The organism is Streptomyces sp. NBC_00310 (genome assembly GCF_036208085.1).
Lineage (GTDB): Bacteria > Actinomycetota > Actinomycetes > Streptomycetales > Streptomycetaceae > Streptomyces.
The window spans coordinates 8814811-8836318 of sequence record NZ_CP130714.1; the positions used below are offsets into that span (position 1 = coordinate 8814811).

General features: G+C 69.3%; 16 protein-coding genes and 1 pseudogene. 10 read left to right on the plus strand and 7 right to left on the minus strand.

Going from position 1 to position 21508, the window contains the following annotated elements; translation table 11 throughout:
* Positions 1-8 precede the first annotated feature (8 nt).
* Positions 9-1775 (minus strand): SulP family inorganic anion transporter, encoded by a 1767-nt coding sequence (locus OG202_RS38520; RefSeq protein ID WP_328224277.1) that lies wholly within the window; start codon positions 1773-1775, stop codon positions 9-11.
* Positions 1776-2198: 423 nt separating this feature from the next.
* The gene (locus OG202_RS38525) at positions 2199-4295 is read right to left on the minus strand and encodes an RICIN domain-containing protein (RefSeq protein ID WP_328224278.1); all 2097 of its coding nucleotides are present in this window, start codon (positions 4293-4295) and stop codon (positions 2199-2201) included.
* 586 nt (positions 4296-4881) lie between these two features.
* Here OG202_RS38525 and OG202_RS38530 point away from each other — a divergent pair.
* The gene (locus OG202_RS38530; protein WP_328224768.1) at positions 4882-5943 is read left to right on the plus strand and encodes a LacI family DNA-binding transcriptional regulator; all 1062 of its coding nucleotides are present in this window, start codon (positions 4882-4884) and stop codon (positions 5941-5943) included.
* A 285-nt stretch (positions 5944-6228) separates the two neighbouring features.
* Here the strand turns inward: OG202_RS38530 and OG202_RS38535 are convergent, their stop codons facing one another.
* The 4 genes from OG202_RS38535 to OG202_RS38550 all read right to left on the minus strand — a co-directional run bounded on the left by OG202_RS38535 (position 6229) and on the right by OG202_RS38550 (position 10336).
* Positions 6229-7251 (minus strand): LacI family DNA-binding transcriptional regulator, encoded by a 1023-nt coding sequence (locus OG202_RS38535; RefSeq protein WP_327727203.1) that lies wholly within the window; start codon positions 7249-7251, stop codon positions 6229-6231.
* A gap of 68 nt (positions 7252-7319) precedes the next feature.
* On the minus strand, positions 7320-8156 hold the full coding sequence (locus OG202_RS38540; RefSeq protein WP_326575323.1) for an ATP-binding cassette domain-containing protein: 837 nt from the start codon (positions 8154-8156) through the stop codon (positions 7320-7322).
* Positions 8153-9166 carry an ABC transporter permease gene (locus OG202_RS38545; RefSeq protein WP_328224279.1) on the minus strand — a complete coding sequence of 338 codons (1014 nt, stop codon included), beginning with the start codon at positions 9164-9166 and terminating at the stop codon, positions 8153-8155. Before OG202_RS38545 ends, OG202_RS38540 begins: the two co-directional genes overlap by 4 nt.
* A gap of 147 nt (positions 9167-9313) precedes the next feature.
* Positions 9314-10336, minus strand: coding sequence for a sugar ABC transporter substrate-binding protein (locus OG202_RS38550; protein WP_328224280.1), 1023 nt, complete (start codon positions 10334-10336; stop codon positions 9314-9316).
* A gap of 248 nt (positions 10337-10584) precedes the next feature.
* On the opposite strand from OG202_RS38550, the gene OG202_RS38555 reads away from it, so the two are divergent.
* The 9 genes from OG202_RS38555 to OG202_RS38595 all read left to right on the plus strand — a co-directional run bounded on the left by OG202_RS38555 (position 10585) and on the right by OG202_RS38595 (position 20956).
* Positions 10585-11547, plus strand: coding sequence for a carbohydrate kinase family protein (locus tag OG202_RS38555; protein WP_328224281.1), 963 nt, complete (start codon positions 10585-10587; stop codon positions 11545-11547).
* A 222-nt stretch (positions 11548-11769) separates the two neighbouring features.
* Positions 11770-14328 (plus strand): GH32 C-terminal domain-containing protein, encoded by a 2559-nt coding sequence (locus OG202_RS38560; protein WP_328224282.1) that lies wholly within the window; start codon positions 11770-11772, stop codon positions 14326-14328.
* A gap of 46 nt (positions 14329-14374) precedes the next feature.
* Positions 14375-14677 carry a putative quinol monooxygenase gene (locus tag OG202_RS38565; protein ID WP_327727199.1) on the plus strand — a complete coding sequence of 101 codons (303 nt, stop codon included), beginning with the start codon at positions 14375-14377 and terminating at the stop codon, positions 14675-14677.
* A gap of 74 nt (positions 14678-14751) precedes the next feature.
* Entirely contained in the window at positions 14752-15786 is a 1035-nt protein-coding gene (locus OG202_RS38570; protein WP_327727198.1) for a LacI family DNA-binding transcriptional regulator, read from the plus strand.
* A gap of 124 nt (positions 15787-15910) precedes the next feature.
* Entirely contained in the window at positions 15911-17191 is a 1281-nt protein-coding gene (locus OG202_RS38575; protein WP_327727197.1) for an extracellular solute-binding protein, read from the plus strand.
* Positions 17192-17397: 206 nt separating this feature from the next.
* Entirely contained in the window at positions 17398-18237 is an 840-nt protein-coding gene (locus tag OG202_RS38580) for a carbohydrate ABC transporter permease (protein WP_327727196.1), read from the plus strand.
* Position 18238: 1 nt separating this feature from the next.
* Positions 18239-19153, plus strand: coding sequence for a carbohydrate ABC transporter permease (locus OG202_RS38585; protein ID WP_327727195.1), 915 nt, complete (start codon positions 18239-18241; stop codon positions 19151-19153).
* Positions 19154-19216: 63 nt separating this feature from the next.
* Positions 19217-20695, plus strand: a complete 1479-nt coding sequence (locus OG202_RS38590) for a glycoside hydrolase family 32 protein (RefSeq protein WP_328224283.1) — start codon at positions 19217-19219, stop codon at positions 20693-20695.
* A 78-nt stretch (positions 20696-20773) separates the two neighbouring features.
* Positions 20774-20956 (plus strand): hypothetical protein, encoded by a 183-nt coding sequence (locus tag OG202_RS38595; protein ID WP_327727193.1) that lies wholly within the window; start codon positions 20774-20776, stop codon positions 20954-20956.
* A gap of 41 nt (positions 20957-20997) precedes the next feature.
* Here the strand turns inward: OG202_RS38595 and OG202_RS38600 are convergent.
* A pseudogene (locus OG202_RS38600) lies at positions 20998-21470 on the minus strand (carboxymuconolactone decarboxylase family protein).
* Between the last annotated feature and the right edge of the window lie 38 nt (positions 21471-21508).

The following is a 21508-nucleotide window of genomic DNA, read 5'->3' on the forward strand; positions in this document are numbered from 1 at the left end:
GAGTCCTACTAGGACAGGGGCCGGGTGGGCTGCTCGGGCGTGGTGCGGGGGGTCCACTCGGCTCCGGTGCGCAGGCGGAAGGCGGCGACCGCGGCCTCCACGGTGGGGAAGAAGTGCCCGGGGTCGATGGTGCGAGTGAGTCCGTACCGTTCGATCTTGCGCCGTACGGGGTCCTTGAGCTCGGCGAACACGAGGTGTACGTGGGCCGCGTTGAGCGCCTCGTCGAGTTCCTCCAGGACGTCGGCGGCGGTGGTGTCCACGTCGGTCATGGGCTCCGCCGCAATCACGATCCAGCTCGGCCGCGGGTCGGTGCCGGCCAGGCGCCTGATCTCGTCGCGGAAGGCCTTGGCGTTGGCGAAGATGAGCGGGGCGTCGAAGCGGTAGATCACCAGGCCCGGCAGCTGCCCGGCCCGCGGGTAGGAGCGGACGTCGTGGTAGCCCTCCATGCCCTGCACCCGCCCCAGCACTGTGTTGTACGGCCACCAGGCGCGTCGGAAGACGTTGAGGACGGACAGGGCCACGGCGACGGCGATCCCGGGCAGCACGCCGAGCAGGGCCACGCCGGCGAAGGCCGCGAGGCACAGCAGGAACTCCGCCCGGCGCTGCCGCCACAGCCGTACCGCCCCCGGGATGTCGGCCAGGGACAGCGACGCGGTGATGACCACGGCGGCGAGGGCCGGCTGGGGGAGATCGCGGAACAGGCCCGGAACCAGGACGAGCATGAGGACGATGAGCGCCGCTCCGACGACCCCGGTGAGCTGACTTCTGGCCCCCGCGCGCTCCGCCACCGCCGTACGGGAGCCGCTCGTGCTGACCGGGAAGCCCTGGAAGAGACCGGCCGCCAGATTCGCGACCCCGACCCCGGCCATCTCCTGGTTGCCGCGGACCTCCTGCCCCGTGCGGGCCGCGAAGGCCGACGCGTTGGAGATCGTGTCGGCCAGGGACACCAGGGCGATGCCCAGCGCCCCGCCGAACAGCGGTACGAGGTCCGAGAGACGGACGTCCGGGATCGTGAACGGCGGGAAGCCCTCGGGCAGCTCTCCGACCAGGTTGACGCCGCGCTCGCCGAGGTCGAAGACGGTGGCCGCGGCGATCGCGAGAACCACCATCACGAGCACGGCGGGGATCTTCGGCAGGAAGCGTTGCAGGACCAGGATCAGGACGATCCCGCCACCGCCGACCGCGGCGGCGGCCGGCACCACCGCCCCGTCGGCGAGCTCCCGCACGAAGCCGACGCACTCGCCGATCAGGTTGTCCGCCTCGACCTTGAAGCCGAGCAGCTTGGGCAGCTGACCGATCAGAATGGTCAGGGCCAGACCGTTCATATAGCCGATCATCGTCGGTTTGGAGATCAGATCGGCGATGAAACCGAGCTTCGCCACCGAGGCCAGGATCATGATGGCCGCCACCATGAGCGCGAGCACCGACGCCAGCGCGACAGCGCGGCCGGGATCCCCGTCCGCCGCCACCAGGGGCAGCACGGTGGCGGCGATCATCGGCCCCAGGGAGGAGTCCGGGCCCAGCACCAGGATCCGGGACGGCCCGCACACCGCGTATCCGAGCAGACAGAGAATCGTCGTGTACAGCCCGGTGATGGGCGGCAGGCCCGCCAACTCGGCGTACGCCATGCCCTGCGGCACCAGCAGCGTGGTCAGGACGACTCCCGCGACCAGGTCCTTGACCAGCCACTCGCGCCGGTAGGACGACACCGCACGGACCCCGGGAACGGCCCGCAACCGGGAGAGAAGCCCTCGGTTCTTGCGCTGCGTCGCCACCGACCGCCCTTCCGTTGTGCCCCGCTGTTCCTGGTGCTCTCCGGTTGGCGCCCTGGGACTCGGGAGTCACCCAGGGCAAGCGTGGCACGCGAACGGCGAGACCTGTATTCGGCCGGTGAAGTGGCGCTGCTCGAACCGGCGACGCCCGTGCCGTCGGCGCACGCCGTCGCTACGCCGCGGGTCGGGCCCCGGCCCGGCCCCTGTGTGGCTCAGGAGATGCCGGGCCCGGGGCGGGAGAGGCGGATGGCGGCGCGGTGGAGGGCGAGAGGGGGCCTTGCCGACGCCTGCCTCGCGGGCGACGGAGGCCATGGAGACGCCGAGTCCCCTTGGTCTCCCCCTGAATCGCCTGAATCGCCTGAATCGGCGGAGGGACCGGAGTATCCGTGCCCTCCGCCGATGGGGACGAACGGCGGCGTCGATCGGTCAGTTGAGCGCCCACTTCTGGTTGGTCCCGCCGTTGCACGTCCACAGGTCGATCTTGGTCCCGTTGGCGGTGCCGTTGCCGACGGCGTCAAGGCAGAGGCCGGACTGGTTGTTGGTGATGGTGCCGTTGGAGTTGACGGTCCACTTCTGGTTGGTGCCGCCGGTGCAGTCCCAGATGATGACCTTCGTGCCGTTGGTCGTGCCGTTGTTGTCGGCGTCGAGGCACTTGTTGCCGTAGACCACGAGCTCGCCGCGCGAGGTGGACGTGAAGGTCTGGTTGTGTCCGCCGACGCAGTCCCAGAGGGCGGCCTGGGTGCCGTTGGTGATGGTGTTCTTGGCGAGGTCGAGGCAGCGGTTGGAGCCGGTCCCGATGATCTCGTTGCCGTTGGTGCCCGCGATGCCCTGCAGGAGGACGGCGTCGAGGTTGGGCGCCCAGCCGCCGCTGTTGGAGAACTTCATGGTGTTGCTGCCCTTGGCCGTACCGACCAGTACGGAGACGGTGCCGGGGGTGCTCCAGGAGCCCGTCGGCGGGAACGAGACCACCGTGGGCTGCTGGCCGTTGACCTGGAGCGTCGCCGTACGGGCGGTGGTGTCGCCGTTGACGTAGGCGATGGTGGCGAGCTTCACGCCGGAGGTCGAGGCGTTGACGCCGTTGAACGTCAGGGTGTTGGCGGTGCCGTTGCCGATCCAGCCGACCAGCGAGCCGCCCGAGCAGTTCGCGCAGGTGGCGTTGGCGGCGCTGCCGGCCAGGGTGTTGGACGAGGACTCGGCCTCGTAGGTGGTGCCGGAGGCCTCGGTGCCGGAGACGGTGAGCAGCACCGCTTCGCCGGCCGGGACGCTGGTGGTGTAGCTCGTCGCGGAGCTGCCCGCGTTCGTCGCCGTCCATACGTTGCGCACGGAGGCCGAGGCCGCGGTCAGGCCCAGGTCGGACCAGCGGGCCGTGACGGAGGCGGCGGAGGAGGTGCGGTTGAGCAGCAGCACGGCACGCTTGCCGGTGCCCGAAAGAACCTTGCTGTAGACCTGCAGGCCCTTGGTGTCCTCGGCGACCTTGACACCCTGGAGGCCGCGGGCGTCCTGGTCGATGGCGACGACCTCGGAGTTGGTGAGGATGTCGCGGGTCGTGGTGCTCATGGCGGTGAGGTTGTTGCCGGCCAGCAGCGGGGCGCCGGAGATCGCCCACAGGCTCATGTGCGTGCGGTTCTGGGCGGCACTGAAGCCGTTCATGCCGACCATCAGCATGTCGGGGTCGTTGTAGTACCCGGTGTGCTGGGACGACGGGTGCAGCGCCTTGTCGAAGTTGGCCAGCATGTTGGCCGCGGACGGGCTGTTGCCCCAGAAGATGATGTCGGTGCTGGTGCGCCACATGGGGGCCAACCCCGCGCCCCAGTTCCAGGAGTTGCCGGTGCCCCACTCGCAGAACGACAGGACCAGCTTGCGGCCGGTGATCGCGGTCGCGGCGTCGTTGGCGGCGCTGATCGCCCTGTACGTGGTCTCCTGGTCGAGGCCCTCGGCGTTGCCGCCGCACCAGTCGATCTTGACGAAGTCGAAGCCCCACTCCTGGAACGTCTGCATGTCCTGCTGGTAGTGGCCCTCACTGCCGGTGTTGGGCGCGGCGGGCCTGGTGGTGGGGTAGTAGTAGCCGCAGCCTTGCTTGCCCGCGTCGGTGTAGATGCCCGCCTTGAGGCCCTTGCTGTGGATGTAGTCGGCCATGGCCTTCATGCCGCCGGGGAACAGGCTCTCGTCGGTGACGATCCTGCCGTTGCCGTCGCGGGCGCCCTGCCACCAGCCGTCGTCGATGTTGACGTACTTGTAGCCGGCGGCGGACATGCCGGACGAGACGAGTGCGTCGGCCTGGGCCTTGATGGTGTTGTAGTCGATGCTGCTGGCGAAGCTGTTCCAGGAGGCCCAGCCCATCGGCGCCGGCGGAACCGCGACCTGGTTGGTGGTCACCGCGACCGGCGCGGTCCGGCCGAGATCCTCCGACGGTGTCCGGCCACCGCCCAGGGCCACGAGCCCGGCGAGCGCCAGGCTGAGGACCAAGGCCCGGACGACGAGACGTCTTGTCCAGTGGGTCACGGCGGTTCTCGCTGAAGACATGGAGTCAAACCCTTCCCTGAGGCGAATGAACGACAACAGATGCGGACGTAGGGGCAGCACGCGTTTCAGGCGCATGCCAAGAGCTGAACAGGCAGGGAGGTGAAGTTCGCCTGATGGCGGGTGCCGCCGTCCGCAGGCCCGGTCAGGGGGACACGCACTCCACGTCCGGACGCGACCAGTCCATCGTGTTACCGTTCACATTCTTTTCAGGCTCCATGCGACTCGGTGGCAGATGGCGCGGCGGGAGGTGGAGCAAGGCTTGCGCCTGAAACAGCTCCGAGGTGGAGCCCTGTGTGCCCCCGGCACCGGGCGTTTACGCGTCAGTGACGCAGGGAGAGTGTGAACGGTAACATTCGGCCCTGCAATACTCCGCGCGGAACTTTTCTCCTGACGTCCCGTCGGGCGAGGTCTGTCGAGTTGTGTCGAGATCTGTCGAGGTCTGTCGTGGGTGATCGAGGGGAACCCCGAGCTGTTGAAGAAGATCGTCACCGCTGCGGGTACGGTATGGCCGTCGATCCCGACTCCGAACGGTGACTCCGTGGACAACCCCACGACCGGCCCGTACCGACGAGGAGCCGTCCCCACCATGCAGGAAGCGACTCCCGCCCCCCGCTCCGGCGGGGGACAGCAGGCTCCGAAGACCGTCAGTATCCGGGACGTCGCCAAGGAGGCGGGCGTGTCCCACCAGACCGTGTCCCGGGTCGTCAACGGTCACCCCAGGGTCAAGGAGTCGACCCGGGCCCGGGTTCTGGACGTCATCGCCGAGATGGGCTACACGCCCAACCGGATGGCCCGGGCACTGGCCGGCGGTGCGGTGCGCTCGGTGACCGTGCTGACCTCCGACACCTCTTTGTACGGTGCCTCAACGACCCTGAAGGGCATCGAGGAGGCGGCGAGGGCGGCCGGCTTCGCGGTCGGGATCAGCGTGCTCGACACCGACTCGGCCCAGCAGCCCGCGGATGTCGCGGCCCGGGTCAGCCGGCCGGGGGAAGCGGTGTTGGTGATCGCCTTCGACGCGGCGGGCGTACGGGCATGGCAGGCACTGCCGAGCGGGTTCCCGGCAGCGGCGGCGGTGGAACGGCCCGAGGACGGCGGCCCGGGCGACCGGCCCCAGCTCTGGCTGGACGACCGGGCGGCCGCGGCTCAGGCCACCCGCTATCTCCTCGGCCTCGGCCACGAGACCGTGCACTACCTGGCGATCCCCTCGTCCACCACCCGCATCGGCCAGCGCGCCGAGGGCTGGCGCGACGCCCTGCGGGCAGCGGGCAAGCCCGTCCCGGAGCCGCTCGACGCCGGCTGGAGCCCCCGCTCCGGCTACCTCGTCGCCCGCTCGCTGCTGGTCGACCCGTCGGTCACGGCCGTGCTGTGCGGCAACGACGATCTGGCACTCGGTGTACTCCGCGCAGCCAGGGAAGCGGGCCGTGACGTGCCGGGCGACCTGAGCGTGGTGGGCTTCGACGACGCCCCCCATTCCGCCTACGCACACCCCGCCCTGACCACCGTCCGCCTCGACTTCGAAGGCCTCGGCCGGGGCTGTTTCGGCCTGCTCCACCGGCTCCTCGAACCCGATACCGCTCCGGCCCTGCCCCTGTGGGCCGAGCCGGAGCTGATCGTCCGGGAGAGCAGCGGCCCGCCCCGTACGGCGTGAAGGGACTTCCGAAACACGCCCTAGCCTCGATCTTCTGTGACGGCTCGCTCGTTCAACGGGCGTGCCGTTTCGGTCTGTTGGGCGGGTCACAGTGCGTTGTGGGCCGGCTGCCGCGTCGGCTGGGCGCCGGGCTCCACGGCTTGGGTGGGGTGCTGTGACAACCGGCGCGCGAGCCGCCTGCTCGAACGGGGCTGGGCATCGGGCGACTTGCGTGGAACAGGTACGTGCGTGGGCCCGGAAATCCGCTCGTCGGGTGCCGCCGCCGAGCCCGGCGGGGTGAGTCGCCTACGCCGTGGGCGCGGGTTGCTCGCCCGAGCCTCGGATGATCAGTCGGGTGGGGACGGTGATGGTGCGTGTTCGGGTTCGGGTGCCGTCGAGGCGGGTCAGGGCGGTGGTCGCCGCCGTTCTGCCGAGTTCTTCCGCGTCCTGGGCGACGACGGTCAGCGCTGGTTCGAGGGCCTCGGCGAGCGAGACGTCGTCGAAGGCGACGACGGCGACGTCCTTGCGCTTGGAGCGGGCGAGTTCGGCGACTATGCCGAGCGCCATGATGTTGTTGCCGGCGAAGAGGGCGGTGGGGGGATCGGGGAGGTCGAGGAGTTGGGCGGTCGCGGCCTCGGCGCCCGGCTGGTCGTGGGCGTTGGCGACGAGCGCGCGGTCGTAGGGGATGTCGGCCTCCCGCAGGGCCGAGCGGTAGCCGGCCTGGCGTTCGCGGCGGGTGTACAGCTGCAGGGGCAGGTCGCCGAGGAAGCCGATGCGGCGGTGGCCGTGGGCGATGAGGTGGGCGACGCCGTCGTGGGCTCCCGCGCGGTTGGAGCTGACGATGCTGTCGGTGGACAGGCCGGCTCCGGGGCGGTCGAGGAAGATCACGGGCAGTCCCGCCTCGCGGTGGGACCTGAGGTGGGTGTGGTCGGCGCCGACGGACGGCACGACCATCAGGATGCTGACGCGGCGGGCCAGGAACTTGTCCGTCAGGGCGCGTTCACGGTCGGGGTCGTCCGCGGAGGAGCCCATGAGCAGCGTCAGACCGCGTTCGCGGACGGTGTCCTCGATGGCGCGGGCCACGGCCCCGAAGAAGGGGTTGGCGAGGTCGGGGATGACCAGGCCGATGGTGGTGTCCGGCCCGCCGACACGGATGTTGCGTGCCATGAGGTTCGGCTGGAAGCCGAGTTTGGCGACGGCGGCGAGCACCTGTTCCCTGGTCCGCGCCGAGGCGGGCCCGTCCTCGTTGAGGACGCGGGAGACCGTCTTGGCGCTGACGCCGACTTCTCGGGCGACGTCGGCCAGGGTGGGTCGGCGGCTCGCTGCCATGGAGGACCGTTTCTTGTGGGCTCGTTCGGTTCCGGCCGCGGCAACGGCCGGAACCTCGGAGGCTTACGTCAGTGGGCTTGGACTCCGGCGGCCTTCGCGGCCTCGGAATCGGCTACGACAGTATCCCCGGCCTCGTCGATGGTGAGTGCACCGGTCATGATGGCGACGACCTCCGCCATGGAGTAGTCGGAGGGCTTGATCACGGCGGCGCGCCGGCCGAGGCGGTGGACGTGGATCCGGTCGGCGATCTCGAAGACGTGGGGCATGTTGTGGCTGATCAGGACGACCGGCATGCCCTTGTCGCGGACCCGGCGGATGAGGTCGAGGACCTGGCCGGACTCCTTGACGCCGAGGGCGGCGGTGGGCTCGTCCATGACGACCACGGACCGGGCCCAGGCGACGGCGCGGGCGACCGCCACGGCCTGCCGCTGGCCGCCGGAGAGCGTCTCGACCGCCTGCGTGAGCGAGCGCAGACCGATCTTCAGGTCGGCCATGTGCTCGGCGGCCTCCTGACGCATCCGCTTCTTGTCGAGCATGCGGAAGGCGCTGCCGAGGACGCCGGGGCGGCGCAGTTCACGGCCGAGAAACATGTTCGAGGCGATGTCCATGGAGGCGGCCACGGCGAGGTCCTGGTACACCGTCTCGATGCCGTGGGCGCGGGCGCTCTGCGGTCCGGAGAAGGTGATGGGTTCGCCGTCCAGGCGTATCTCGCCGGCGTCGGGGGTCACCGCGCCGGTGAGGGCCTTGATGAGGCTGGTCTTGCCGGCGCCGTTGTCGCCGATGACGGCGAGGACCTCGCCGGGCAGCAGGTCGAAGTCGGCGCCGTCGATCGCGGTGACCTGGCCGTACCGCTTCACCAGGCCGCGAGCCTGCAGGACAGGGGTGGGGGTGCCGGTGGCGGTCATCGGGCCTTCTTCCGGGAGAGCTGGTCGACGGTCACCGCGAGGATCACCAGGACGCCGGTGATCAGGGTCTGGTAGATGGAGGCGACGCCCATCAGCTGCAGGCCGTTGCGGAAGACGCCGACGATGAGGACGCCGATGAACGTGCCCAGCACCGAGCCGCGGCCGCCGAAGAGGCTGGTGCCGCCGAGGACCACGGCCGTGATGCTGTCGAGGTTGTCGGTCTGCCCGGCCTGCGGGTCGCCGACGCCGGTGCGGGAGATGAGCAGCAGTGCGGCGATGCCGTAGAGGACGCCGGCCACGGTGTAGACGCCGATGGTCAGGCGGGAGGTGCGGATGCCGTTCAGCCGCGCCGCTTCCGGGCTGTTGCCCAGGGCGTAGACGTGCCTGCCCCAGCCGGTGTTGCTCAGCGCGTAGGCGAGGAGGAGGAACAGGGCGATGGTGACCAGCGAGCCGTAGGTGATGTCGGTGTTGCCGAGCGGGAAGGTCTGCCCGAGCGCCGTCAGCGGGCCCGGCAGGTTGGTGACCGTCTGCTCCTCGGAGTAGATGTGCGTCAGGGCGAACGCCACGTTGAGCATGCCGAGGGTGACGATGAACGGCGGCAGCGGGATCTTCTGCACCAGCGCCCCGTTGAGCAGCCCGAAGCCGCCGCAGACGACCAGGCCCAGCGCGATCGCGGCGAGCGGTGGCAGGGAGCCCTCGGCCGCCATCTTGGCGATCACGATGCTGCCGAACGCCATCACGGCTCCGCAGGACAGATCGATGCCCGCCGTGAGGATGATCAGGGTCTGCCCGATGGCGAGGGTGCCCACGACCATGACCTGCTGCACGATCAGCGAGAAGTTCCCGCCGGTGAGGAACTGGTCGCTGGAGACGGAGAAGAAGACACAGGCCAGGAGGAGTGCGACCAGGGGGCCGGTGGTCGGTGCCGTGAGCAGTCGGCGGGCCGTGGTCGGCGCCTTGAGCTCCGAGTACGGCGTGGACGTGCCCGGAGGCGTGGTCGTGGCTGTCATGCGAAGTCCTTGTCGGAAGACAGAAGTCGTTGTCCGCCCTCGTCGGAGGAGAAGAGGACAAGCGGGCGGCCGTCCCCCGGTCAGGGAGGAGGGGACGGCCGCCCCGCTGGGAGGAGAGGCGGAGTCGTACGGTCCTCAGGGGCCGGCTCAGCCCCAGCAGTTCTCCAGGCCGTAGGCGGTGTCCTTGGACGTGACCCCGTCCTGCGCCTTGTCGGTGATCAGCGTGACGCCGGTGTCGGTGTAACCGGACGCCTTCTTGCCGTCCTTGGCGTACGTCACGACGGCCTTGACGCCCTCGGCGGCCATCTTCAGCGGGTACTGCTGCGAGGTCGCGGCGATCGTGCCGTCCTTGACGGCCTCGGTCCCGGTGCAGCCGCCGTCCACGGAGACGATCAGGACGTCCTTCTCCCGGCCCTTGGCCTTCAGGGCGGTGAACGCGCCCAGGGCCGCGGGCTCGTTGATGGTGTAGACGACGTTGATGCCGGGTTCCTTCTGGAGGCAGTTCTCCATCGCGGTCTGGCCCTTGGCCTGGTCGCCGCCGGTGTCCTGGGAACAGACGATGGAGGAGTCGCCCTCCTCGATGCCGAAGCCCTTCAGGAAGCCGTTGTGCCGCTGCACGCCGACGGAGACGCCCGGCGCGAGGTCGAGGGTGGCTATCTTCGCCGACTTGCCCTTCATCGCGGCCTTGGCGTACTCGCCGATCAGCTCGCCCGCCTTCAGGTTGTCGGTGGCGAAGAGGGCGTCGACGGCGCTCTCCGGCTCGGTCGGGGTGTCCAGGGCGATGACCAGGACACCCTTGGCGCGGGCCTTCTCGATCGCGGGCACGATCGCCTTGGAGTCGCTCGGGGTGATCAGGATGCCCTTCACCCCGGAGGCGACCATGTTCTCGATGGCGGTGACCTGACCGGCGTTGTCCCCGTCGAACTTGCCCGCCGCGGTGGACAGCTCGGCGCCGTTCTCCTTGGCGGCCTTCTCCGCGCCCTCCTTCATCTTCACGAAGAACGGGTTGGTGTCGGTCTTGGTGATCAGACCGACCTTGACGCTGCCCGATCCGGAGCTCGCGGTGTCCGATCCGGATCCGGATCCACAGGCGGTCAGGGTGAGGGCCGCGACGCCCGTGACGGCGGCCGCTCTGAGGAGGGAGGAAGACGGACGAGTGGTGCGCGACATGATCGACTCCTGTGGGATAGCGAGCGGCACGGGGTTGGGATTCAGAGCATGCCGCCCGGGGTGTCATCGTTGACTTATGTCATCGTTGACACTGCCTGGCGAGGATGATGGACTCCGCATCCCGGCAACGTCAATGCCTTCCACCCGTCACAAATCGGCAACGTCTGCGGCCCTCGCCCGCCCGAAGCTCCTCAGTGGCTGCCCGCTACGTGCCCGGTTTGCCTACGCGCTCCAAGAAAAGAGCAGCCATGAGCCCGCGTCAGATCACCGTTCTGGGAGAGTGCGTCGCGGACGCCTTCACCGAACCGGCACGTGCCTCGAACGAACTCGCGCTGCGGGTGCTCCCGGGCGGCGGACCCGCGAATACGGCAGTGGCCCTGGCGCGCCTCGGCACCCCGGCCCGCTTCCTCGCCCGCCTGTCCGGTGATGTGTTCGGGCGCCTGTTCCGGGCACACCTGGAGGCGTCCGGCGTGGACCTGTCGGACGCCGTCACCGCCGCCGAGCCCAGCACGCTGGCCGTGGCGGAACTGGACGCCCAGGGGCAGGCCGCGTTCTCCTTCCACGCGCAGAACACGGCCGACTGGCAGTGGACCTCCGGGGAGCTGGCGAACGTGGATCTGTCCGGCACGGCCTGTGTGCACACCGGGTCCCTGGCCCTGGTCAGCGAGCCCGGCGCGGCAGTGGTCGAGGAGTTCCTGGCGGCCGCCGCTCCCGGGGCCACCGTCAGCATCGATCCCAACGTCCGGCCGCTGCTGGTGAACCCGCAGGTCTACCGCGCGAGGCTGACCCACTGGTGCGGCCTCGCCGACATCCTGCGGCTGAGCGCGGACGACCTCGATCTGCTGCTGCCCGGCACGCCGCCTGAGCAGGCGTGCGACCTCTGGCATGCCGCGGGGGCGCGGCTCGTCGTGATCACGCTCGGCGCCGACGGCGCCCTGGCCTCGCTCGACGGCGAACGGGTGCGGGTGCCCGCGGTGGCGACGCCGGTGGTCGACACGGTCGGCGCGGGGGACTCCTTCACCGCCGGGCTGCTGCACCACCTCGGCGCCGGCGGATTTCTCGGCGGCCGACTCACGGAGCTCGGTGTCGCCGAGGTCGCGGAAGCCTGCCGCTTCGGCACTCAGGTCGCCGCCCTGACCTGCTCGGTGGCCGGACCCAACCCGCCGTGGCAGCACCAGTTGGCGCAGCTCACGACTGCCGGCGGCGCCTGACGGACCGTCGGGGCGTGCCGGGTCGCCGCGCCCGAACCGTTGACGCATGCGCCGGGTTGCGCTCATCATCGGGCCACTCGATGTCATCGATGACACACGTCGACGATGACACCCCTCGGTCGGCCACGTGGACGACGTCGCCGACGAGGGCGTCCCTTTCCGGTCCGTCCGCGCCGGGGCAGCAGGCACCGCCGCGCGGACGGCCGCAGCACAGGAGACCTCATGAGATCTGGACCTGTATCCCGGCATGCCCGCATCCGGTTGCTGGCGGCGGTGGCGACGGTCTGCGCCCTGTCCGCGACACCGCTCAGCCCGCAGGCCGTAGCCGCCGACACCCCGACCTACTCCGAGACGTATCGCCCCCAGTTCCACTTCACTCCGGAGAAGAACTGGATGAACGACCCCAACGGGCTCGTGTACTTCAAGGGCGAGTACCACCTCTTCTACCAGTACAACCCCAACGGCGACTCCTGGGGCGACATGTCCTGGGGCCACGCGGTGAGCAAGGACCTCGTGCACTGGGAGGAGTTGCCGCTCGCCCTGTCGCACGACGACGAGGAGATGGTCTTCTCCGGCAGCGCGGTCGTCGACCGGGACAACAGCACCGGCTTCGGCACGAAGAAGAACCCGCCCATGGTGGCGGTCTACACCAGCTTGGCCAAGGACACGGGCATACAGGCCCAGTCGCTCGCCTACAGCACCGACCGCGGCCGCACCTGGACCAAGTACCAGGACAATCCCGTGATCGACATCGGCTCCAAGGAATTCCGCGACCCCAAGGTCCAGTGGTACGCGCCCACCAAGAGCTGGCTGATGACGGTGTCGCTGTCCACCGAGCACAAGGTGCGGTTCTACTCGTCGAAGAACCTCAAGGACTGGGACCTGCTCAGCGAGTTCGGGCCGGCCGGCGCGACCGGCGGCGTGTGGGAGTGCCCCGACCTGTTCCCCCTCGCGGTCGACGGCGACGAGAACAACATCAAGTGGGTCCTGGTCGTCAACATCAACCCCGGTGGTATCGCCGGAGGTTCGGCCGCCCAGTACTTCGTCGGCGACTTCGACGGCGAGAAGTTCACCGCCGACGACAAGGGCACCTACACCCCGCCGACCGGCACGGTGGTACAGGACTTCGAGGGCACCGACTTCGGCTCGTGGACCGCCACGGGCACCGCGTTCGGCACCGGGCCCGCGGCCGGTGCGGTGGCCGGGCAGGGGACCGTCGCCGGCTTCGACGGCCAGGGCCTCGCCAACAGCTTCCACTCGGGTGACGGCGCCACCGGCACCCTGACCTCGCCCTCCTTCACCGTCGACAGCGCGTACCTGAACTTCAAGGTCGGCGGCGGTCGCCACCCGCACGTGGCCGGAACCGTCATGGAGCAGGGCCCGCCCCCCGAGGGAACGCTCCTCGCCGACTTCGAAGGCGGCACCTACGGCGACTGGACGGCGACCGGGGACGCCTTCGGCACCGCACCGGCCACCGGCACCCTCCCCGATCAGCAGGAGGTCTCCGGCTTCCTGGGAAGCGGCCTGGTCAACAGCTACCTGAACGGCGACTCCACCACCGGCGCCCTCACCTCGCCCGAGTTCACCATCGACAAGGACTACGTCAACTTCCTCGTCGGCGGTGGCAACCACCCCGCCGGTTCCGCCAACCCGACGGCCGTCGAACTCCTCGTCGACGGCGAGGTGGTCCGCAGTACCACCGGTCAGGACGGCGAGGCACTCAACTGGGCCTCCTGGGACGTCAAGGACCTCGCCGGCAAGAAGGCACAGATCAAGATCGTCGACGACAACAGCGGCGGCTGGGGCCACCTCAACGTCGACCACATCATGCTCTCCGACACTCAGGCCCGGCCCGTTTCCCAGGAGACGTCCGTCAACCTGATCGTCGACGGCCAGGTCGTGCGCAGTGCCACCGGTGCCAACAGCGAGACCCTGGACTGGGCCTCCTTCGACCTGCGCCCCTACGCCGGCAAGCAGGCGCGGATCCAGATCGTCGACATGAACACCGCCGGCTGGGGCCACGTCCTCGCCGACCGGTTCACCACCGCGGACACCGCCGCCAAGTCCGTCGTCCAGCGCGCCGACTGGGCCGACTACGGCAAGGACTACTACGCGGCCGTGTCCTGGGAGAACGCGCCGGGCGGCAAGCGGTACATGATCGGCTGGATGAACAACTGGGACTACAGCGGCGCCATCCCCACCTCCCCCTGGCGCGGCGCACAGAGCGTTCCCCGGGAAATGGCACTGCGCACGATCAACGGCCGGATCCGGCTGACCGGCAAGCCGGTGAACGGCCTGGAGTCCCTCCGGCAGCGCCCGGCGACGGCGTCCGGTGTCACCGTCAAGAGCACCTCGAAGACCCTGATCGGCCGCGCGGCCCAGGGCAAGGCGCTCGACATCGAGGCCACGTTCTCCCTCGAGGACGCCGACCGGTTCGGCCTGAAGGTGCGTACCGGCGCCGACGGCGAGGAGACCGTCATCGGCTACGACACCACGACGCAGGAGCTGTACGTCGACCGCACCCGCTCCGGCGCCGTCGACTTCAACAGCACCTTCCCCGGCGTCCAGGCCGCCCCGCTCAAGGCCAGGAACGGCAAGGTCAAGCTGCGGATCCTCGTGGACTGGTCCTCCGTCGAGGTCTTCGGCGGCAGCGGCGAGACCGTGATCACCGACCAGATCTTCCCCGACCCCGCCAGCCAGGGAGTGGAGATCTTCGCCGAGAACGGATCGGTCAAGCTGGACAAGGCCGTCGTCTGGCACCTCGACTCCGCCCACGAGTGACGCCCGTACCCGACGCTCCGCCCACGACAGACAAGGACACGAGACCGTGAAGAAAACCCTGCTCGCCGAGTTCACCGCCCGCGAGGGAACGGAGGCCGAGGTCGCCCGTCTGATCGGGGACTACGCCCTGAAGGTGCGCGAGGAGGAGGGCAACCTCGTCTTCGACGTCTACACCAAGGCGGCCGAGCCGCGCGCGTTCTGGATCTTCGAGGTCTACCGGGGCGAGGACGCCTTCCAGGCGCACCTGAACGCCCCGTACGGCGGCCCTTTCAACGCCGCTCTCACCCCGCTGATCGAGGAGGACGCCTCCGTGCTGACGTTCCTTGATCCGCTGGCCACGAAACCGTAATGAGCCGTTGACAAGGGCCCCCACCCGGGCGCAGTCTCATCCCACACTCACTTGCCAAAACGATTGGGCACCACATGGGCAGGCGGATCGGGATCAAGGACGTGGCGGCAGCCGCCGGAGTCTCGGTCACGACCGTCTCCCACATCCTCAACGAGGTCGAGGGCAAGCGGATCAACGCCGAGACCCGGCAGCGCGTCCTGGAGACGGCCGAGCAGCTGGGGTACGCGCCCAACGGACTGGCCCGTGGCCTGCGGTTGAAGCGGTCGAGCACCATCGGCTTCGTCAGTGACCGGATCGCCACCACCCCCCACGCGGGCCGGATCATCCTCGGAGCGCAGGAGGAGGCCGCCAAGCACGACCTGCTGCTGCTCATGCTGAACACCGGCGGCGACCCGGAGCTGGAGCGCAAGGAGATCGAGCTGCTGCTCCAGCGCCAGGTCGACGGGGTGCTGTACGCGTCGATGTACCACCGGGTCGTCCAGGTGCCGGAGCAGCTGCGCTCGGTCCCCACGGTTCTGCTGGACGCACGCTCGGACGACCCGGCCGTGCCGTCGGTGGTGCCGGACGAGGTCCAGGGCGGCTACACCGCCGTGCGGGAACTGCTCCGTCACGGTCACCGCCGTATCGGCTTCCTCAACAACGTCGACGACATCCCGGCCACCCACGGGCGCCTGGCGGGCTACCGCAAGGCGCTCGCGGAAGCCGGAGTCGATTTCGATCCCCGGCTGGTGGTGGCCGAGACCGCCTCCGCCGCCGGTGCGTACCGCGCGGCGATCAGGCTGCTTCAGGGGACGGAACGACCCACCGCGCTGTTCTGCTTCGCCGACCGGATGGCGATGGGCGTCTACCACGCCGCCGCCGAACTGGGGCTGTCGATCCCGGCGGACCTGTCGGTCATCGGGTTCGACAACCAGGAACTGATCTGTGACGGGATGTTCCCGGGGCTGACCACCGTGGCCCTGCCGCACTACGAGATGGGGGCGCGAGCCGTCGTTCAGCTGCTCGCGCTCGCGGGCGCTCCGGGCCGGAAGGCTCGTCCGGAGGCTCAGGAAAAGCTGCCCTGCCCGCTGGTGGCGCGGGCATCGGTCGCTTCGCCGTCCCGACTCTGACCTCGGAACGGCGAAGCACCACCGATACAGGCGGCCGCGTAACCGGCCGCCGGCACGGTCTTGCAGGACCGTGCCCAGTGAAATGTGGAGGAACCCCATGGAATCGAGAACAAGGCGCCTCGCCGTGTCGAGTCTAGCCGCCCTGACCGCGGCGGTCCTCGTCGCAGGCTGCGCAGGCGGTGGGAGCACCGGCTCGTCGGGCGCCGACGGCGACACCCTGACCCTGTGGACGCACAACGCCGGAAACGCCGCCGAGTACGGCGTCGTCAAGCAGATCGTCAAGGACTTCAACGCGAGCCAGGGCAAGTACAAGGTCAAGATCCAGGCGTTCCCGCAGGGCTCCTACAACGACTCCGTGGTGGCCGCGGCCTCCGCCAGGAAGCTGCCGTGCCTCCTCGACGTCGACGGGCCCAACGTCCCGAACTGGGCCTGGGGCGGGTACCTCGCGCCGCTGGACCTGTCCCAGGGCGAGGTAGCCGTGAAGGACCAGCTGCCCGGCACGGTCGCCATGTACCAGGACAAGACCTACGCGTTCGGGTTCTACGACGTCGCGCTGACCCTGTACTCCCGCAAGTCGGTGCTGAAGGAGTACGGCATCCGTATCCCCACCTTCGACGAGCCGTGGACCAGGACCGAGTTCATGGACGGGCTGGCGAAGATCAAGGCGGGCGACACGTTCAAGAACACGGTGGACTTCGGCACGAGCGACCCCGGCGAGTGGTGGCCGTACGCCTACTCCCCGATACTGCAGAGCTTCGGCGGCGACCTGATCGATCGCTCGGACTACAAGACCGCCAAGGGCGCGCTGAACGGCGAGAAGGCCGTCGAGTGGGGGAAATGGTTCCGCTCGATGGTCACGAAGGGCTACGCGCCGCAGAAGTCGAGCAAGAGCCCCGCCGACGACTTCCGTAACGGCAGGACCGCCATCCAGTGGGACGGCAGCTGGTCCGCCCAGGCCCACGTCGACAAGTTCGGTGACGACCTGGCGATCCTGCCGCCGGTCGACTTCGGTGACGGTCCGAAGATCGGCGGAGCCTCCTGGCAATGGGGCATGAGCTCGACCTGCTCCAACAAGGAAGGCGCGCAGGCCTACCTGAACTTCTCCCGGCAGACGAAGTACTTCGTGGACTTCGCCGAGGCCACCGGCACCATCGCCGCCACCGACGCGGCGGCGCAACAGGTGAAGGGCTACGAGACGGGCGGCCGGTTCGACATCTTCCTCAAGGCGGCGCGGGAGTTCGCGGTGGTCCGGCCGGTCACCCCGGCCTATCCCTACATCTCCACGGTGTTCGCCAAGACGGCTCGGGACATCATGGCCGGCGCCGACGTCAAGGGCGCCCTCGACCAAGCGGTCAGCCAGATCGACAACAACCTGTCGACCAACAACTACTCCACCGGCAGCTGACCGCCGTCCACCCGTCCCGGCGGACGGCGGAGGGGACTCATCCGCTCCGCCTTCGCCGGGACACCTACCTGCCTGGATGTCCCATGGCCACCACCATGACCCCCATGTCCTCTCGGCCCGGTACCGGTACCGCCGCCGACGCCCCACCGACCCGACGTGCGAGGCGAGGGCGCGCACGCCGCGGGGAGAGCCTTGCCGCACTCGGCATGGTGAGCCCCGCCGTCTTCCTGCTGGTGACGTTCATCGTCATCCCCGTGGTGCTGGCCTTCGCGCTGGCGTTCACCAACGCCCGCCTGGTGTCCCCGACCCCGGCCGAGTTCACGGGCCTGCGCAACTTCCGCACCCTGCTGGACGACCCGCTGTTCTACAAGTCGCTGCGGAACACCTTCTCCTTCGCCGCCGTCGTCGTGCCGCTGCAGGGCGGCCTCGCGCTGGTGCTCGCCCTGCTCGTCAACGCCAAGGTCAAGGGCGTCAACTTCTTCCGCACCGTCTACTTCCTCCCGGTCGTCACCTCGATGGTCGTGGTCTCCATCCTGTGGACGCTGCTGTACCAGAAGACCGGGCTGATCAACGAGATCATCAACCACCTCACCTTCGGGCAGGTGCGGGGACCGGACTGGCTGACCGACCCCTCCACGGCCATGCCCGCCATCATCCTCATGTCGGTCTGGCAGGGCGTCGGCTTCCACATGGTCATCTGGCTGGCCGGACTCCAGACCATCCCGCAGGACCTGTACGAGGCCGCCGACATGGACGGGGCCACCCGCTGGGTGCGCTTTCGGCATGTGACCTGGCCCGGCCTCAGCGCCACCCGCACCTTCGTGCTCATCACCATCACCATCAACGCGTTCGCCCTGTTCACCCAGGTCAGCGTGATGACGCAAGGCGGACCCCTGGACGCCACCAGCACGGTCGTCCACCAGGCCGTGCAGACCGGGTACAGCCAGCAACAGACCGGCTACGCGTCCGCGATCTCCCTCGTCTTCTTCGTCCTGGTGCTCGCGGTCTCCCTCGTGCAGCGCTTCCTCACCCGGGAGAAGGACTGACATGACCTCCGTATCCCCCGCTCCCGCCCGCCCGGGCCGCCGTCGCAGGCCGTCGCCGCGCCGCATCGGCCTGCAGACGGCACGGATCGTGCTCGCACTGTTCTTCGCGTTCCCGATCGTCTTCATGCTGGTGTCGTCGTTCAAGCCCGACGAGCAGATCTTCGGCGACCTGGACGGCATCAGGGCGTTCCTGCCGGTCGGCCGGCTGTCCCTGGACAACTACGCCGGGGTCTTCGACCGGGTGCCCGCCGTCCGGTTCCTGCTCAACTCCATCGGGATCTCGGTCATCACCGTGGCACTGAGCGTCTTCATCAACAGCCTCGCGGCGTTCGCGCTGTCCCGGATGCGCTGGCGCGGCAAGAAGGTCGTGCTCACCGCGGTGATCGCGACACTGATCGTGCCGTTCGAGACCTTCGCCCTGCCGATGGTCTGGTGGGTCAACAAACTGCCCTGGCTGCAGTGGAACGACGGCGGCCTCACCGTGACCGAAGGCTGGCTGGACACCTACCAGGTGCAGATCCTGCCCTTCGTCGCCAATGCCATGTTCATCTTCCTGTTCCACCAGTACTTCCAGAGCATCCCCAAGGAACTCGACGAGGCGGCGGTCATCGACGGGGCGAGCTGGTTCGGCATCTACCGGCGCATCGTCATGCCGCTGTCCGGCCCGGCGGTCGCCACGGTCGCCATCCTGGCCTTCCTGCCGATGTGGAACGCCTACCTGTGGCCGCTGATGGTCGTCCAGAGCGAGGAACTGCGTCCGGTCATGGTCGGCGTCCAGTACTTCTTCCAGCTCGACCCCTCCTGGGGCGAGGTCATGGCCTACTCGTCGATGATCACCGTGCCGGTGCTGACGCTGTTCGTGGCCTTCCAGCGGGCCTTCGTCAACAGCATCGCCTCCAGCGGAGTCAAGGGCTGACCTCCCTCCGTCTGCTCTACCCGCACCACCGCTGTGCCTCGCGCACCCTTCGAAAGGCCCCGTGTGCCCACGCCGCCCGTCGACCCCCACCTGCCCGCCGTCCACCTGCGACCGCCCCGCAACTGGATCAACGACCCCAACGGGTTGGTCTTCCACGACGGTCACTACCACGTGTTCTTCCAGCACAACCCGTACGCCCCGCTCCACGCGAACGTGCACTGGGGCCACTTCCGCAGCCCGGACCTGATCACCTGGGAACAGCTCCCGGCCGCTCTCGCTCCCACCCCCGGCGGCGACGACGCGGACGGCTGCTTCTCCGGCAGCGCGATCCCGGTCGACGGCCGGCTGGTGGCCTTCTACTCCGCCCACCGCACCGACCGCTGGTGGCAGCCGGTGACCACCGCCGAGTCGTGCGACGGCGGCCACACCTGGGTCAAGCGGCCGGAGTTGCTCATCCCGCGGCCGCCCGCCGGCACGACCATGTACCGGGACCCCTACGTCTGGCGGCAGGACGGCCGCTGGCGGATGCTGGTCGGCTCGGCGCTCGCCGACGGCCGGGGCGCGGCACTGCTCTACGAGTCCCACGACCTGGAGGACTGGCGGTACCGCGGCCCCTTCCACTCCAGCGGTGCGCCGGCCGGCGAAGACCCGGTCGGCTGGGAGTGCCCCCAGTACGCGACCTTCGGCGACGGCCGGGGCGTCCTGATCGTCAGCGACTGGACGCCGCAGGGCGGGCCCAGTCATACGACGGTCCATGTCGGCCGCGAGGAGGACGGCCGTTTCACGGCGACCGAGCCGCCCGTACGACTGGACCACGGACCGGACTTCTATGCCCCCGCCCTGCTCAGAGCCCCTGAAGAAGGCCGGTGGCTGTTGTGGGGCTGGGCGTGGGAGGCCCGCGACGACTCCTGGGCACACGAAGCGGGTTGGGCCGGCACTCTCACCCTCCCGCGCGAACTGACCCTGGCGGACGACGGAACGGTGGGCCAGCGCCCGGCCCGCGAACTGCTCGCCCTGCGCGGCGAACGTGCTGTGCACCGCAGCGGAAACGCCACGGGATCCGGACCGGTCGAACTGGGGGAGGTCAGCCGCAGTTTCGACCTCACCGCCACCCTGACCGCCGACCCGCACGGCGCGACCGGCCTGCGTCTGGTCACCTCCGCGGACGGGGCCGAATACCTGGACATCACCTTCGACGCCGCCACCGGCCGGCTCACCGTCGACCGGGGGCACGCCTCACTCGACGTACGGGCGCGAGCAGGCACGTACAGCCTTCCCTGCCCTGGCGCGAAGGGGCCCGGCGCAGCTGTCCAACTCCGTGTCGTCGTGGACCGTTCGATCGCCGAGATCCATCTCGCCACCGGGCAGGTCCTCACCCTCAGGTTCTATCCGGTCGGCGACGGGCCATGGCGGCTCCAGGCCCGCAGCATGGGCCCCGGCCCCGGCGGCTTCACCGTCGAGGCGTGGGACCTGAACCCCGGCCGAATCCATAGGGAACCGCTGCCGGCGGGGCAGGGGCAGGACGTCATGGCAGGCCGGTGACACCAGCAGCCAGGTCGCACGCCTCCTGGCGCCCCGTCCCTCATGGCACGGCGGTCGCGTGGTTCGGGAGAGGCTTCGATGGCGCACGCACCCAGGGTCCAGGGGGAGCGGGCCGCTGCGGCCGATCTCTTCGGCGAGTTCGCGCTCCACGGTGGTGAGTGGGTCTTCGTCGTCCTCGACGTCTCCGGAGGGGCGGTCGTTCCTGCTTCCTGCTTCCTGCGTCCGCGGACAGCCGCGAGAAGTAGGCAGCAGGGCTCGTGATCCGCGCCTGGCCAGGGGTGGTGGCGCGGCTGCTGAGGCGTTCAGTGTCGTTCGTCGGTGCCGGCGATCTTGGTTGTGGTGATGGCGATGCGGTTCCAGGTGTTGATCGTCAGGATCACGGAGATGAGCTGGGCCAGTTCGGTGTCCTCGAAGTGTTCGGTGGCGCGGTTGAAGACGTCGTCGGGGACGCCGTCGGTGATCTGGGTGATGGCTTCGGTCAGGGCCAGGGCGGCTTGTTCGGATGGGGTGAAGAAGTGGGTTGCGTCGTGCCACTCCTGGACCATGTGGAGGCGTTCTTCGTTTTCGCCGGCCTTGCGCGCGTCGGTGGTGTGCATGTGGAGGCAGTACGCGCAGCCGTTGAGTCGGGACGCGCGGATCTGGACCAGTTCGATCAAGGCTGGGTCGAGGCCCGCGGGACACGGCGTCGAAGCTGATTAGGGGCTTTGAACGCGCGCGGCGCGGATGCGGCGAAGTTGATGCGGGAGAGGCCGGCGTTAACGTCTGTGTTGTTCATGTTGATTAGCCTAGGCACCTGAAAGACTGATTGAGGGG